We start from the raw sequence: 15543 nt of genomic DNA on the forward strand, positions 1-15543 counted from the left end.
ATATGAATTCTAATATTCTAAAACACATTGGTTTAGCAATTTTAAGGATAGCGCCGTCCTTATTGATGTTGACACATGGCTACCCCAAATTCCAAAAACTAATTTCAGGTGATTTCTCCTTCGGTAACCCTATAGGTATTGGAGAAGCACCAACGCTATTTTTAGCGGTTTTAGCTGAATTTGTTTGTCCGTTACTTATTATAATCGGCTATAAAACAAAACTTGCGTCTATCCCTGTAATTATTACAATGCTTGTTGCAGCATTCGTAGTTCACCTTTCCGATCCAATTGGTACCAAAGAAAAGGCTTTGTTGTTTCTGGCATTCTACGTTTGTGTATTTCTACTTGGTCCTGGTAAGTTTAGTTTGGACAAACGTTAAAAAGTACCGGCTAATAGCTCTTTAAGTAAATCAGCTTGTGAAATATTTTGGCTTCCTACGCCTTTACCCTTAAGGTCAAGATTGCGTAGGTGGCTAATTATTCTGCTTACCTGTTTCATTGGATAATTTTTGGCTGCAACCTCAAATTCATTTACAAAGAACGGATTGATTCTTAAGGCAGAAGCAACATTTCTTGAGGATTTGTCTTTCAAGCCATGGTATTGCAAGAGTTGCACAAAAAATGCTTGCAAGGTTGCTACCGTAACCACAAAAGGATTGTCCTTTGGGTTTTGTGAAAAATAGGACACGATGCGACCAACTTTTTTTATGTTCTTTTCACCGATGGCCTTTTTAAGTTCAAAATTGTTGTAATCCTTACTAATCCCAATGTGCTTCTCAATGAACTCTGGGGTTATTTTTTTTTCAGCTGTCAGCATTGGTAGCATTTTCTTAAACTCATTTGAAATCCTGCTGAGGTCATTTCCTAGAAATTCAGCCATCATCTCCGACCCTTTGAAGTCTATTTCAAGTCCCCGTGCCTTTGCAAATGAAGAAATCCATGGTCCTACTTGATTATCATATAGTTTTTTGGTCTCCAGTACAATTCCGTTTTCCTTGATTAACTGGTGCAACTTTTTTCGCTTGTCCAGTTTTTTGTATTTGTAACAAACTACTAGAATGGTAGTGAGTTGTGGGTTTTTTGCGTAAGCACCCAGTTGTTCAATGGTTCTAGAAAGCTGCTGCGCCTCTTTGACTATAATAACTTGGTAATCTGCCATCATTGGAAAACGTTTGGCATTTGAAGTTATCTCGTCTATGGTAGTGTCTTTACCATATAAGACCATTTGGTTAAAGCCTCTTTCTTCTTCTGTCAAAACTGAATTTGAGATGTAATCAGAAATTAAATCGATATAATAAGGCTCATCACCCATTAGAAAATATATAGGTTTGAGTTCCTTGCTTTTTATGTCCTTCAAAATCTTCTTTACTTCCTCCATGTCAATAAGATTATGCAAATTTGTGCATGCAGTCTTTGAACTTTCCCAAATTCAACTTTCGATTCAAAAATAGCGAAAAGGGTGTTCAAATATTTGATATAATCCGCAAGAAGTTTGTTGTCTTGCAACCCGAAGAATGGGTAAGGCAACATGCAGTTCACTACCTCATTGAAAATTTGAATTATCCAAAGAATTATATCAATGTAGAAAAGCAGTTAAAGCTAAACAAGCTAACTAAACGTACGGATATTATAGTTTTTGATGCTATTGGAAATTTGGAAATACTTGTGGAATGCAAAGCACCATACGTGAATATTGATCAATTGACCTTTGATCAGATTGCACGGTACAATCTTGCTGCAAATGCGAAGTTTTTGATGGTCACTAATGGGCTTTCACATTACTATTGTCAAATGGACTATGGTGACGAAAAATATAATTTCATACCAGAACTTCCTGAATTTAGCCGTTAATTTGCCCTCGTTTTGAAAATCGCGATAGTCATATTGAATTGGAACGGGGTTACTTTGCTAAAAGAGTACCTCCCTTCTGTGGTTGCACTTTCAAATAATGCGGACATTTGGGTAATTGATAATGCATCAAGTGACGATTCAATTTCTTTCCTAAAAGAAAATTATCCACAAATCAATATTGCAGAGTTAGCGAAAAATTATGGGTTTGCCGGTGGTTACAATAGAGGGTTAAAACAAATTAAGGCAGACATTTACTGCCTATTAAACTCTGATGTAAAGGTATCTGAAGACTGGCTTCAACCCATCATGGAATTATTTCAGAACCGAACTGATATTTCAATTATCCAACCCAAAATACTAGATCTTAAAAAACCTGAGTATTTTGAGTATGCCGGGGCTGCAGGTGGTTTTATTGACCTTCTAGGCTATCCCTTCTGTCGTGGACGTATTTTTCAATCAATTGAAAAGGATGAAGGCCAGTATAATGATGAAATTGATATATTCTGGGCTACGGGTGCATGCATGTTCATAAGAACCGATGTTTTCAAAAAACTTGGTGGCTTTGATGAAGATTATTTCGCACACCAAGAAGAGGTTGATTTATGCTGGAGAGCACAAAACAAAGGACACAAAATTCGATACTGCGGTGAATCTAAGGTTTATCATTTAGGGGGTTCAACATTATCGAACATGAATCCGAAAAAAACATTTTTAAATTTTAGGAATTCGCTTTATTCCATCACTAAAAACCTGCCTGCCAGTAAAGCATTCCCTATAATTTTTGCCCGTTTAATTTTGGATGGGATTGCGGCGGCACGCTTTTTACTACAGCTAAAACCCTTGCATTGCCTAGCAGTATTGCGGGCCCACTTCAGTTTTTACAGTAACTTTCGAAAAATGTATAAAAGAAGGGAAAAGGCTAATTTTTTATTAAAATATTACAGCACAACATCTATAGTGTGGAAACACTTCGTAGGTAAGGTGAACAATTTTAACATTTTAGTAAAAGATTAACGGTGCCGAAATTTTGCCCAGTTTGAATTTGCATAGTTTTGCATCAATTTCTTTTAAAATTAGAACCTATTTAATCATTAATACTTTAATTCACAATTAGTTATGAAGAAAATCATTTTAGGACTTTTTGGTTTAGCGATTTTAGCTTCTTCTTGTGTTTCGCAAAAGAAATACGCTGAATTGGAAGCTAAACATAAAGAAACTCAAGACCTTTTGAATTCGGCTACAGTAAAATTGAATGACTGTTTGGAAGAGAAGGCCACAGCTACTTCTCGATTGGCGTCTTTAGAGACCGAAAACGAGTTCTTGAAGTCCACAAATTCAGGCTTAATAAAACAAATCGGTGATATGACCACCCTAACTGCTCAGGGTGCTGAAAACCTTGAAAAGTCTTTGGAAAGTCTTCAAGAAAAAGACTTAACGATTAGAAAACTCCAAGATGCGGTTACTAGAAGGGATTCTGTGAATCTTTCATTGGTACAAAGTCTTAAGGGTGTTCTAGGAAACCTTGATGATCAAGATATTGAGGTAAGCGTGGAGAAAGGTGTTGTTTTTGTTTCAATTTCTGACAAACTTTTGTTTAGAAGCGGTAGTTACAACGTATCTAGTGAAGCAAAGGCCATTTTAGGTAAAGTTGCCAAAGTTGTGAACAACAAACCTGATTTTGAATTTATGGTTGAAGGTCATACGGATAATGTTCCTTACAGCAGCGGAGTTCTTAAAGATAACTGGGATTTAAGTGCCAAGCGTGCTACTTCCATTGTACGTATTCTACAAAACGATTTTGGTGTAGACCCTGCGAGAATGACTGCAGCAGGTCGTAGCTACTATGTACCATTGGCTAGCAACGATTCTTCAGCCAATAGAGCTAGAAATAGAAGAACACGTATTGTGGTGTTACCTAAATTGGATCAGTTCTACAGTATGATTGAAGAAGGAATGAAAGACCCAGCTATCGGTGGATCTGGAAACTAGTTTAGTCCCTAAATAAAATCTAAAAGGACGGCCAAAGCCGTCCTTTTTTTATTGCAAATGTTCAATTGAACCTTTCCCTTCACGAACAATTTCCACTTCTCCCTTCGACAGGTCAACGACCGTTGAAGCGATATTTCCGCCAAAACCGCCATCAATTACACAGTCAACCAATCCATTCCATTTTTCATAAATTAATTCTGGATCAGTTGTATATTCAATGACATCATCTTCATCATGAATTGAAGTAGAAACGATTGGGTTTCCTAGTGATTCAACAATGGTCGTTATAATGGAATTGTTCGGTACACGTATACCAACCGTTTTTTTCTTTTTAAAGGATTTGGGTAAATTGTTGTTGCCGGGTAAAATAAACGTGTAAGGGCCTGGCAGGTTATTTTTTAAAATTTTAAAAGTAGGTGTATCAATTTGACGGATGTAGTCAGACAGATTTGATAAATCAGCACAGATAAATGACCATTTAGCTTTTTCCAATTTCACCCCTTTAAGTTGGGCCAAACGATTCATCGCTTTAGTATTCGTAATATCACACCCTAGACCATAGACGGTATCGGTAGGGTAAATTACCAAACCTCCATTTCTCAAAATGGATACAACCTCTTCGACTTGTTTTGGATTTGGATTCTCCTCGTATAGTTTGATAAAATCGGCCATATCTACCCAAAGTTAGGGAGAAAAAGCCACCATTAGTGATAGGACAACATCAATTCTAACGGTCAATATCTTTGATATAACCTTGGTCAAACATTGATTTTATTGCATTGTTAGTTAAGACATAGACTTCACTACTATAATTCTTTTTCAAGTCTATTTTTCGAATTCCAGAAATCTTGTCTGTTTCATAGTCATTGTAGTTTACAAATACACTATCCTGAAATACCTCGACAATTTTGAATGTTGAATAGTAATTCGATTCCGTTTTAAAGGTATACGTATCAAACATGGCAGGATTTTCTAGGTACTCTACAACTTTTTTGTCATTTTGAATTGAAGAATAAATCCCCATACCAATTAGTATGGCGATAATTGCAAGTCCGGTGTACTTCCATAATGGTGTCTTGACAGTACCCTTGAAATTTTTATAGGCCAATTTTGCGTCTTCTCCCAATTCTTTCTTCTTGAAACCTTTATGGCACTGTTTGCATTCAAAAACTGCCTTTTTACCAACAGGAAAGAGGGGAATCCAAAAAACATGGACATGCCTACCAAATACACTAGCAGTTAATTTTCCTTTGCTTTCTCCACACGGGCACTTTGCATTTGGGAGATTACTTGATTTAAGATGGGTTGAACGACTTCCGTAGATAATCATGGTTAGTTTGTTGATGGTTACCCCTTTAAAACGGCCGAAAAAAGAATTTGTTTTCTTTTGAACTCGTCTACCCTAATATTTCGAGCTTGGCAAATCGAAGCAGTAACTTTTTAACGTCACCAGAGTCAAATTGAATTTCGGCCTTTTTATCATTACCAACACCTTCGATTTTTAATACTTTGCCTTTTCCAAACCTGGTATGATTGACCTTTACCCCTTCTGCTAAATTGGGGTCGATGACCGCAGTGTTCTTCGAAGGTTCTCCTAGGTTGGGTTTAATTTTCCGAAGCTTTCGAAGTTGATTTTCGTTCGGTTTATGCGTTCGTGGTGGGGTGCCATTTTTAGGTTTTACTTGCCGAAGTTTGCTTTTATCCACATCCCCCCAGATATCGTCACTAATCATTGATTTGTAACGATACCCATCATTTACTGGTGTCAGATTTTCTAGGTATTGCTCGTCTATTTCTTCCAAAAATCGACTAGGTTCTGCATCAATAAGTTTTCCCCATCGATATCGATTTTGGGTATAGGTCAAGTAGGCCTGTTTCTCTGCTCTAGTCAATGCTACATAGAATAATCTCCGTTCTTCCTCCAATTCACTTCGGGTATTCATGCTCATGGCAGAAGGAAACAAATCCTCTTCCATACCAACAATATATACATAGGGAAATTCGAGCCCCTTTGCCAAATGTATTGTCATGAGAGCAACTCGGTCATCATCTCCAACATCTTTGTCCATGTCAGTAGCAAGGGCGACATCTTCCAAAAATTCAGTAAGACTACCTGTAGCGTCAGCCAATTCTTTTTGCCCCTCAACAAAATCCTTTACCCCATTCAACAATTCTTCTATGTTTTCCATACGGGCAATACCTTCTGGTGTCCCGTCCTTTTTAAATTCAAGTAGAAGACCCGTCTTTTTTGATACATGTTCGGCCAAGGTGAATGCATCAGAACCTTCATTCATAATCTGAAAGCTCTTGATCATGTTCACAAAATCGGTGAGTTTATTCTTTGTACCAGCGTTAATCTTCAAATCAATTTTATCAAGATTCTCCATTACTTCGAATATCGAACGTTGATAGTGATTTGCCGCTACAGTTAATTTGTCAATTGTGGTATTGCCTATACCACGTGCCGGGAAATTAATGACACGTTTTAGGGCTTCCTCATCTTTAGGATTTACAATAAGCCGTAGATAGGCCAAAACATCCTTTATTTCCTTACGCTGATAAAAAGAAAGGCCTCCGTAAATACGGTATGGAATATCCTTCTTTCGCAAGGCATCTTCAATGGCTCGCGATTGTGAGTTTGTGCGATATAAAACAGCAAATTCACCATTCTGAAGTTGCTCTTGCATTTTAGTCTCGAATATGGAACTGGCTACATACCTGCCTTCCTCTGCATCGGTGATACTGCGATGTACCTTGATTTTATTCCCGGCATCATTTGCTGTCCAAACCACCTTTTCAAGCTGATCTCGATTCTTGGCAATTACTGAGTTAGCTGCTTGAACAATATTCTTTGTAGAACGATAGTTCTGCTCCAAGCGGTAAACGGCAACATCTTCATAATCACGTTGAAAATTTAAAATGTTGCTAATGTTTGCTCCCCGAAATGAGTAAATACTCTGAGCGTCATCACCCACAACACAGATATTTTGATAACGGTCAGCCAAAGCCCTGACTATCAAATATTGACTGTGATTGGTATCTTGATACTCGTCTACCAGAATGTACTTGAACCGCTCTTGATATTTCATTAAAACATCTGGAAAACGATTCAATAATTCATTGGTTCGCAACAACAAATCATCAAAATCCATGGCTCCAGCCTTAAAGCAACGGTCTACATAATTTTCATAAATTTCACCCATTCTTGGGCGCTTCGCCATAGCATCGGATTCTTGTAATTCAGGGTTTTGAAAATAGGCCTTGACCGTTATTAAACTGTTTTTATAGGATGATATTCGGTTTTGAATCTGCTTGTACTTGTAAATGTCCTTATCCAGCCCCATTTCCTTAATAATGCTATTGATAAGCCTTTGGGAATCTTGGGTGTCATAAATAGTGAAATTACTAGGAAAACCAAGCTTGTCCCCATCATATCGTAAAAGGCGGGCGAATATGGAATGAAAGGTTCCCATCCATAGATTTTTGGCTTCAGAGTCCCCAACAATAGTAGCAATCCGCTTTTTCATTTCACGGGCTGCTTTATTCGTAAAGGTCAATGCCAAAATGTTGAAAGAATCTACCCCCTGCCCCATTAAATGGGCAATTCTATAGGTAAGGACCCTTGTTTTACCAGAACCCGCACCAGCAATAACCATTAAAGCTCCGTCCTTATGAAGGACAGGTTCTCGTTGGGCATCATTAAGCTCGTCTAAATATGACATTCAGTTATCTTAACTCAATTGGTGAAATTAGCCAAAAGAACTAGCTCTAAAAAATGAGATCTTCAATACTTTTAAACAGTATATGTTGGTATTAATGAATTTAGATATATTTAGCTTCCAGAAAATGAAACGAAATCTATTCTTCCTTTTAATTTGGCCTTTCGCCTTAATTTCTCAAGAAAAAAAAACTGGGCCAATTATAACAGACTATGGGCCCGTATGGACAATTGAAAACACTGATTTTGAAACCCCAATCGAAGCGGAATACAAAGTCGTTTTTGATATCATGAATTCTCCCGAAGATGTTTCAAAAAGAAATGCCAGTATTGAAACGGCAGCACGTTTTTTGAATATGCATGCCCAGGCGGGAGTATCAATTCAAAACTTAAAGGTTGCCTTGGTTGTTCATAATAAAGCTTCGAAAGACCTACTTTCAAAAAAAGCTTATTTTGAACGCTACAATATTGAAAACCCAAATGCGGATATGATAGCCCAATTGATGGATGCCAATGTTCAATTTATATTTTGCGGTCAATCTTCCGCATCACGTAATATTCCAATTAAAGAAACAATACCAGGTGTACAACTTGGACTTTCAGCCATGACGGCCTTAATACAATTACAAAATGAAGGCTATCGCCTTATTAAATTTTAAACTCCTCATTATGAGACTTTTTACAACACTATTATTCTGCGCATGTTCAATAGCATGTTTCGCTCAAGGACCTAATTTGGAAGATGATTATGCCGCTATAGAACAGAAAGTTATTGACTGGCGACATGACATTCACCAATTTCCTGAGTTAAGCAATCGTGAGTTCAAAACTTCAGAAAAAATTGCCAAGCACCTTAAGAGTCTTGGAATTGAAGTACAAACCGAAGTTGCACATACCGGAGTGGTTGGAGTATTGAAGGGTGACAATCCGGGTAAAGTGGTCGCTTTAAGAGCAGATATTGATGCGCTACCTGTTACAGAACGCAACGACTTACCTTTTAAATCGGAAGTAACCTCAGAGTTTTTAGGTGAGAAAGTTGGAGTAATGCATGCTTGTGGTCATGATACGCATACGGCTATTTTAATGGGCGTAGCAGAGGTACTTTCAAAGAACAAAGATAAAATAAATGGCACTGTAAAATTCATTTTTCAACCGGCTGAAGAAGGTCCACCACCGGGAGAAGAAGGCGGTGCACTTCTTATGGTTAAAGAAGGGGTGTTAAAGAATCCAGATGTTGATGCCATTTTTGGCCTTCATATCAATTCGCAGACCCCGGTTGGCATGATACGTTATAAAATCGGCGGTGCAATGGCTGCAGCACAAGAATTTAGAATCAATGTTAAAGGAAAACAGAGTCATGGTTCCCAACCATGGTCAGGTGTAGATCCCATTCTAATAAGTGCCAAAATCATTGACGGTCTTCAAACTATAATAAGTCGAGAGGCTAACCTGACAAATGAAGCGGCAGTAATCACTGTTGGAAAAATAAAAAGTGGTGTTCGTTTCAATATCATACCTGAATCAGCTGAAATGTTAGGGACCATCCGCACTCTGGATTATGATATGAAAGACCACATTAACAAGAGAATGAAGGAAATGGTTTCGACCATTGCCAAAGCTTATGGTGGTGAAGCTACTTGTGAAATTAAAGATGCTACAGACATTACCTTCAATCAACCTGAACTTGCACAACAAATGCTACCAACCCTTAGACGTATTGCCGGCAGGGAAAACGTGGTAGCCCAAAAAGCGATTACTGGTGCTGAGGATTTTTCATATTTTCAACGTGAAGTTCCTGGTTTCTTTTTCTTTTTAGGTGGCATGACTCCTGGCAATAAAGAATCATATCCTCATCATACTCCAGATTTTTTAATTGATGATGCTGGAATGCAATTAGGTGTTAAGGCCATGACAGAACTAACATTGGATTATTTGAACGCAGGCAGCTAATTACTTATGGTGCATATATTTCAGTTTCTGAAATCCATCCCTTGGTGGGCCTACCCTATCCTATTTATAATTCTAGTGGCCTTGTGGGATGTTTTTATCCAAAAAAAACATACCATTAAGCACAATTATCCCGTAGTTGGCCATTTGCGCTATTGGTTGGAAAGTATTGGACCGGAAATGCGTCAGTATTTTGTAGCGAACAATCGTGAAGAGCTACCATTTAATAGGATAGAACGTGGATGGATTTATGCCTCCGCCAAAAAGGAAAACAACTACGAGGGTTTTGGAACGGATCGTGACATTTATGCCCATCAACATATTTTCATAAAGAATGCAATGATTGGCTACAAAAAGCCTGTTGGTCATCCAAATCTAAGCGACCCAAATTTTTTGCCTTGTGCCAAGGTAATTGGTGCGTATAACAATAGAAAAAAGCCTTTTCGGCCAGCAAGCATAATCAATATTTCGGCAATGAGTTTTGGTTCGCTTTCGGCGGCTGCCGTTGAAGCTATGAATAAGGGTGTTGAAAAATCAGGTGCTTATCACAATACAGGTGAAGGTGGCTTGTCGCCGTATCATAAGCAAGGAGGTGACGTTATATTTCATTTTGGAACCGGTTACTTTGGAGTGCGCTCCAAAGATGGAAACTTCTCTATGGAAAAGATGAAGGAATTGACGGTGGGCAATCCTTGTATCAAAGCCATTGAAATAAAGCTAAGTCAAGGGGCAAAACCTGGTAAAGGCGGTGTCTTACCTGGCGCTAAAATTACTAAGGAGATAGCTGAAATACGGGGTGTGGAAGTTGGTAAGGACGTACTCTCACCATCAACACACAAGGCCTTTTCGTCAATTGAAGAATTAGTTGACCTAATTGAGGCCATAGCAGAAGAAACAGGACTTCCTGTTGGTATTAAGGCTGCAATAGGAAAAACGGGCCAATGGATTGAACTTGCTGACCTAATGAAAAAAACTGGTAGAGGACCTGACTTTATTGCGGTTGATGGTGGTGAAGGTGGAACAGGGGCAGCACCTCCAAGTTTTGCGGACCATGTCTCGTTACCATTTGTATATGGTTTCGCAAGTATCTATCGTATTTTCCAAGAACGCGGACTAACGGAACGTATTGTTTTTATTGGAAGTGGAAAACTTGGTTTTCCAGCTAAAGCTGCAATGGCCTTTGCCATGGGAGTTGATTGTATCAATGTGGCTCGTGAGGCCATGATGAGCATTGGTTGTATTCAGGCACAAGTGTGCCATACCAATAAATGTCCGGCTGGAATTGCAACGCAGAGCAAGTGGCTGCAAGCTGGAATAAATGTTCCGTTGAAGTCTGACCGTCTTGCGCAATATTTTAAAACCTTTCGAAAAGAACTCTTAGAAATCACTAATGCCTCTGGTTATGAGCATCCGTGCCAATTCAATATGGAAGATGTTCAGGTAAACGTTGACGATGATTATCTTAGCAGCGATTTACGTCGCGTGTACGGTTATCAAAAAGATCAGGTTCCCTTTGAAGGAATGGAATCCCTTTTAAAATGCCCACACTTAGGCGGCAAAAAAATAATTTCAGTATAAATTACCTATTCAAAGCGAAATCTGTTTACGACTCCAGATTCGTAGATAAGATCAAAATCCTAATCCATTTCGATGAAAAAAATATTACTTCTATTTAGCATTCTTTTTACTCTTACAGTTTCTGCCCAGAAAAAATCAGAGTTAATAGCACAAGTTGCCCGCTTACAAAAAGAGCTTGATTCTACGAAATCTGTAGTCGCCAAAGCTGAAAGAGAAGCTTCAAGCAGCAAGACTTTTGCTGAAGAAAAAGAAAGACAATTAAAAGACCTACAGGCCGCGAACACAGCACTTCTACAAAACTTGAACAATTTTGCCGAAGTGTCGAAACGAAATACAACCAATGCGACCAGGGCCCTCGAAACCCTAGACAAAAAAGAGGCCCAGATAAACACCATTACAGATGTCTTTGCAAAAAATGATTCCCTAGCAGTGCAAGTGGTAGGCAAAGCCAAAGGTACCTTGGGTGATGGCCCTCAATTGGGTATCGGAGAACGCTCCATTGGTATTTCATATCCGGTTACTTCCTTTTTTACGGATTATAAAGCCAAACAGCTAACAGCAGAAGGCCAAGCAACTGCCGAGCGATTAGCTGCGTTTTTTGCTAACTACCCAAACTATAATATTGTTGTTGAGGGATTAAGCAATACAGGAGATTTTGACCTAACGGGAGCTCAAGCAAATATCATTGCGTTTGCCATAAATAAAGCAGGGGTGGAAATTAGCAGAATTAGTAGTGCAGGTCGTGATGGTGGATTTAAAGATGGTTTTCTATTTCGAATGGAGCCACAATTTGACCAATTCTATAGTATGGTGAAAGACCAATTTAAAAACTAAGGGTCTATATAATTTTAAGGGTTTGCAAACGTTTGTGTTGTAAACCTAAAATTCCAAACCGACATGAGTGGTGACGATATTTTCCAACTCTTCGCATATTTATTACCTGCAGTGGTAACTGGGGCAGTGGCCTTTTACTTTTTTAGATTACATACCAATAACGAAGAAGGACGTCGACGCTTTCTATTGCATAAGGATTCACAAAAAGAAACACTACCAATTCGACTACAGGCCTATGAACGAATGGCCTTGTTTTTAGAACGAATAACCGTAAATAATCTGGTAGTACGGGTTTCTCCACTTACTGCCGATAAAACAGCTTATGAAAATTTGTTAATTAAGCAGATAGAAAATGAGTTTGAGCATAATTTATCCCAACAAATCTATTTGAGTGATGAATGTTGGAATATTATCAAAACTGCTAAAAATGCCACAATCCGAATCATTCGCTCCGCAGGCATGAGTGATTCCGATTCTGCAGATAAACTTCGTGAAGACATTTTGAATCAAACTATGGAGAAGACCTCTCCTTCTTCTGCTGCACTTGCCTTCATCAAAAAGGAAGTAGCAGCTCTTTGGTAGACCTTTGGTTATTCTTGTTTTTCAGGTTGAATGGGCATGCTCTCTGTATTCTTGTTTTTTGCATAGAGATAACCTCGTTTCCACCATCTTGTCATTTTTTCTTTATTGAAAATCAAGGAATTCGTAGTAAGTATGGTTGGGGTATAATATAGGTTGATAATAACGTCACGTTGATTAGCCACAAGCTTTCCGATTCTAATATTTTGATTTTCAATTCGTTCCAACACAAAGGTGAACATGCTGGTCAAAAGCTCAAAGGCATTTCGTGAAGGCATTTTATTGTAGAAACTAACCTCTGTATGGAGCACGACAACATCTACCTCTGTTGCCCCTAATTGAATAGCCTCTTCTATGGGTACCAGACTGCCCAAACCGCCATCGGCATATTCGCATCCATTCTTCCTTACCAAACTCATAAAAGGAGTATAATTTGAAGAAATCCATATCCAATCTAAAAACTCCTCGTAACCAAAATCATTAATACTCTTGTATTCTACTTGGTTCAGTGAAAGGTTGGAGACAGTGACAACCACATTTCTGTTACTCGCTTTGAGTTCGTCAAACTCATCCCTTGTAATACTATTACCTATAAGTTTGCGAAGGTTTTCACTCTCACCAAAGGTCTTTTTTCCTTTAATAAAATTCTTAAGTATGTTGAAATGGTTTAGAGTGATGATATCTGCCCCATATTTTTTTCGAATTTTATAAGGGCAAACACTAAAAATACTATGCTCATCAACAGATGAGTAGATATTCTTGATTTTGTCGATTTTCCCCAAGGCCAGATGGGATATTAAAAGGCTTCCCGTAGAAGTACCCACAAAAATGTCATACTCCCTACCCAACTCTTCAATGAGAAATTGAGCGACACCTCCTGCAAAGGCACCTTTGCTTCCACCTCCTGAAATCACTAGGGCCTTCATGGATTAATTACTTTTTGGAAGTTTTGTTGTGATTCTTCTGGCCACTGCTTCTCCAGTTGCTCGAACCTCATTTTACCTTCAGGGGTATTATACAATTGACGGATTAAATTTCTTGAAGATTTTTTGAACTGCCAAGCATGGTGGTCCAATGCCAATACTAAATTCTTAATGGATTTATCACTTAATGCTTGTATTTGAGAAAGATACTGAAAGGCCAACTGTCTGACTTCAAAATTGTGTTTAGGTAATGTAAAATCATTTAATTCGTCGTAGAATTCCTTTTTTCTTTCAGGTTCAAACTCTGGAGTTACCAAGGCCAACGTAAGCCATAGTTGCCGTACATTTTTATTAGGCAGCCCCACTACCCCATCCATTTGTTTCAAATACTTAGAACGGTTGGCTGGAAAAGCTTCCCATAATTTAAAAAGGGTCGTTTCTTGGGTGACATAGCTTTTATCTGTAAGCAATGATTCAAATTCTTCTTGCAGGGCATTTGGGAATTTTGGCATAGCTATGGCCACTGCTTGCCGAACTATTAAACTTTCCTCTTGAATTATTTCCTTTAATCTGGTATTTGGAATTTGCTCTTCGAATTCTAGTATACAATGTTTTTTAAATTCATCGGATGCATTGTTCCAATAGCTATCAACCCAGTAATCTGCTTCGCTTTCAGTTTGGTTCGAATAGATTTTCTTGACAAATAAAAAGTTCTTGACTTGTTGGCTTTTTTGCTCCAGAAGCCATTTAACTTCCTGCCAAGGGAATTCCGCACTTTCAAGCCAAATTTTTTGGAAATTCTCTAGGTTTATCCCCGAGGCATTTTGAATTTCATTTAAGAAATCAGAAATCGTTGCATTTTTAAAGGCATAGGTTTTCAAATAGGATTTAATGCCTTTTTTAAAATTTGAATCACCAACACGTTCTCGCAACATTACCAAGGCCCATGCTCCTTTCTCGTAAAAGGTCAAACTACCGGCCCCTGGGTCGGTTAATGCTTCCCCTTGACCATCTTCCGAAAGTTGGTGTAAGGTTTTGGCTGTATCGTAAAGTTTCCAGTAAAAATGATCTTCTCCGAAAAGTTCTTTTTCCGCTAGGTAGGCATAGTAGGTCGCAAAACCTTCATGCAACCAATGGTGCTCCCCACTGACTTCAGTAACCAAATTACCAAACCATTGATGTGCCAGTTCATGGGCGTTTACATTGATATAATTTTTATCTACAAAGGCCGTGGAATCGATAACAAATTGGTTTGAGAATATGGTGCAGCTGGTATTTTCCATTCCGGCATAGAGAAAATCTTGAACAGGTACTTGTTTGTAATTCTGCCAAGGGTATTCTACCCCAATCTCTTGTTCTAAAAAGTCAAAAATTTCTCTAGAATAGCGGTATGTAGGTTCAAATTTTAAGCTATCCTTTGGTTCATAGTACAATTCCAAAGGAACGCCAGACTTTGATTTTAGCACCTTCTTTTCAAAATCCCCAATAACAAAAGCAACAAGGTAGCTGCTCATGGGTTTAGTCATATCATATCTCCAATAATTATGGAAAAAATCCAAGGTGTCAGATGACTTCAAATTTCCATTCGCAATAACTTCAAATTGAGGTGCCGCACGAATTGTTAAATCAAATTCAATCTTATCATTCATATCATCCAATGAAGGAAGCCAATGACTTGTATATTTTCCTTGGCCTTGTGTCCAAACCTGTCCTTTGGAATTGTCTTTTTCCTTCTTAAGAGAAAACCATGAATCCCTTTCCAAAAAGTATACGGTTTGTTTTGGAAAAGCCGCAAATTTCAAAAATAAATGATATGTTTCGCCCTTTTTGAAATCATGATAAACTCGAATCTTATTATCGAAGTATTTATAATCAAAAGGTTTTTTATTTAGAACAACACTACTAAAAGCCATGTTATTTGCATTTAAGAATATTGAATCTACATCTTTCAAGACATGAAAGCGATAGCTTACGCTTCCATTTATGTATCCTTTTTTTAACCTTTTTATTTTAACGTTTGCAGTTGTAAAATCAATACTCTCCTGTCTTTGCGAAAAAGAAAAAGAAAAACAGAATAGTGCAAAAAGAAGAAAGAATCTCATAAAAAGAAAGAAGCAAAAGTCA

Annotated in this window: 15 protein-coding genes; 9 read left to right on the top strand and 6 right to left on the bottom strand. The window is 38.1% G+C overall.

All coding sequences use genetic code 11. From position 1 onward, the window contains the following. The first annotated feature begins 2 nt into the window (after positions 1–2). Entirely contained in the window at positions 3–380 is a 378-nt protein-coding gene (locus HCU67_RS10765; protein WP_168552627.1) for a DoxX family protein, read from the top strand. Here the strand turns inward: HCU67_RS10765 and holA are convergent. Further along, on the bottom strand, positions 377–1378 hold the full coding sequence (gene holA, locus HCU67_RS10770) for a DNA polymerase III subunit delta (RefSeq protein ID WP_168552628.1): 1002 nt from the start codon (positions 1376–1378) through the stop codon (positions 377–379). The genes HCU67_RS10765 and holA overlap by 4 nt on opposite strands. A 26-nt stretch (positions 1379–1404) precedes the next feature. Between holA and HCU67_RS10775 the strand changes: the two genes are divergently transcribed. The 3 genes from HCU67_RS10775 to HCU67_RS10785 all read left to right on the top strand — a co-directional run bounded on the left by HCU67_RS10775 (position 1405) and on the right by HCU67_RS10785 (position 3840). Beyond that, the gene (locus HCU67_RS10775) at positions 1405–1851 is read left to right on the top strand and encodes a type I restriction enzyme HsdR N-terminal domain-containing protein (protein WP_168552629.1); all 447 of its coding nucleotides are present in this window, start codon (positions 1405–1407) and stop codon (positions 1849–1851) included. Between the two features lie 12 nt (positions 1852–1863). Beyond that, the gene (locus HCU67_RS10780) at positions 1864–2865 is read left to right on the top strand and encodes a glycosyltransferase family 2 protein (protein ID WP_168552630.1); all 1002 of its coding nucleotides are present in this window, start codon (positions 1864–1866) and stop codon (positions 2863–2865) included. Positions 2866–2967: 102 nt separating this feature from the next. Beyond that, a complete protein-coding gene (locus HCU67_RS10785; protein ID WP_168552631.1) occupies positions 2968–3840 on the top strand; it encodes an OmpA/MotB family protein in 873 nt (290 codons plus the stop codon). Between the two features lie 48 nt (positions 3841–3888). Here HCU67_RS10785 and HCU67_RS10790 read toward each other — a convergent pair whose 3' ends face one another. From HCU67_RS10790 to HCU67_RS10800, 3 genes are all read right to left on the bottom strand, one after another. Then, positions 3889–4512 (bottom strand): L-threonylcarbamoyladenylate synthase, encoded by a 624-nt coding sequence (locus HCU67_RS10790; RefSeq protein ID WP_168552632.1) that lies wholly within the window; start codon positions 4510–4512, stop codon positions 3889–3891. 55 nt (positions 4513–4567) lie between these two features. Continuing rightward, positions 4568–5170, bottom strand: coding sequence for a hypothetical protein (locus tag HCU67_RS10795; protein ID WP_168552633.1), 603 nt, complete (start codon positions 5168–5170; stop codon positions 4568–4570). Positions 5171–5237: 67 nt separating this feature from the next. Beyond that, positions 5238–7562 carry an ATP-dependent helicase gene (locus tag HCU67_RS10800; protein WP_168552634.1) on the bottom strand — a complete coding sequence of 775 codons (2325 nt, stop codon included), beginning with the start codon at positions 7560–7562 and terminating at the stop codon, positions 5238–5240. A gap of 124 nt (positions 7563–7686) precedes the next feature. Between HCU67_RS10800 and HCU67_RS10805 the strand changes: the two genes are divergently transcribed. The 5 genes from HCU67_RS10805 (at position 7687) to HCU67_RS10825 (ending at position 12499) form a co-directional block, all read left to right on the top strand. Next, on the top strand, positions 7687–8217 hold the full coding sequence (locus tag HCU67_RS10805; protein ID WP_168552635.1) for a DsrE family protein: 531 nt from the start codon (positions 7687–7689) through the stop codon (positions 8215–8217). 10 nt (positions 8218–8227) lie between these two features. Continuing rightward, positions 8228–9508, top strand: coding sequence for an amidohydrolase (locus HCU67_RS10810; protein WP_168552636.1), 1281 nt, complete (start codon positions 8228–8230; stop codon positions 9506–9508). Positions 9509–9514: 6 nt separating this feature from the next. Next, positions 9515–11083 (top strand): FMN-binding glutamate synthase family protein, encoded by a 1569-nt coding sequence (locus HCU67_RS10815; RefSeq protein ID WP_168552637.1) that lies wholly within the window; start codon positions 9515–9517, stop codon positions 11081–11083. 72 nt (positions 11084–11155) lie between these two features. After that, positions 11156–11917 carry a coiled-coil domain-containing protein gene (locus tag HCU67_RS10820; protein ID WP_168552638.1) on the top strand — a complete coding sequence of 254 codons (762 nt, stop codon included), beginning with the start codon at positions 11156–11158 and terminating at the stop codon, positions 11915–11917. Between the two features lie 63 nt (positions 11918–11980). Next, positions 11981–12499 (top strand): DUF7935 family protein, encoded by a 519-nt coding sequence (locus HCU67_RS10825; protein ID WP_168552639.1) that lies wholly within the window; start codon positions 11981–11983, stop codon positions 12497–12499. Between the two features lie 8 nt (positions 12500–12507). Here the strand turns inward: HCU67_RS10825 and HCU67_RS10830 are convergent, their stop codons facing one another. Together HCU67_RS10830 and HCU67_RS10835 are read right to left on the bottom strand one after the other, a co-directional pair. Next, on the bottom strand, positions 12508–13422 hold the full coding sequence (locus tag HCU67_RS10830) for a patatin-like phospholipase family protein (protein WP_168552640.1): 915 nt from the start codon (positions 13420–13422) through the stop codon (positions 12508–12510). Next, complete coding sequence (locus tag HCU67_RS10835; RefSeq protein WP_168552641.1) at positions 13419–15521, bottom strand: M1 family metallopeptidase; 2103 nt, start codon at positions 15519–15521, stop codon at positions 13419–13421. The genes HCU67_RS10830 and HCU67_RS10835 overlap by 4 nt, the downstream gene beginning before the upstream one ends. Positions 15522–15543 lie beyond the last annotated feature (22 nt).

It is taken from the genome of Croceivirga thetidis, assembly GCF_012272815.1.
In the GTDB taxonomy this organism is placed as follows: Bacteria; Bacteroidota; Bacteroidia; order Flavobacteriales; family Flavobacteriaceae; genus Croceivirga; species Croceivirga thetidis.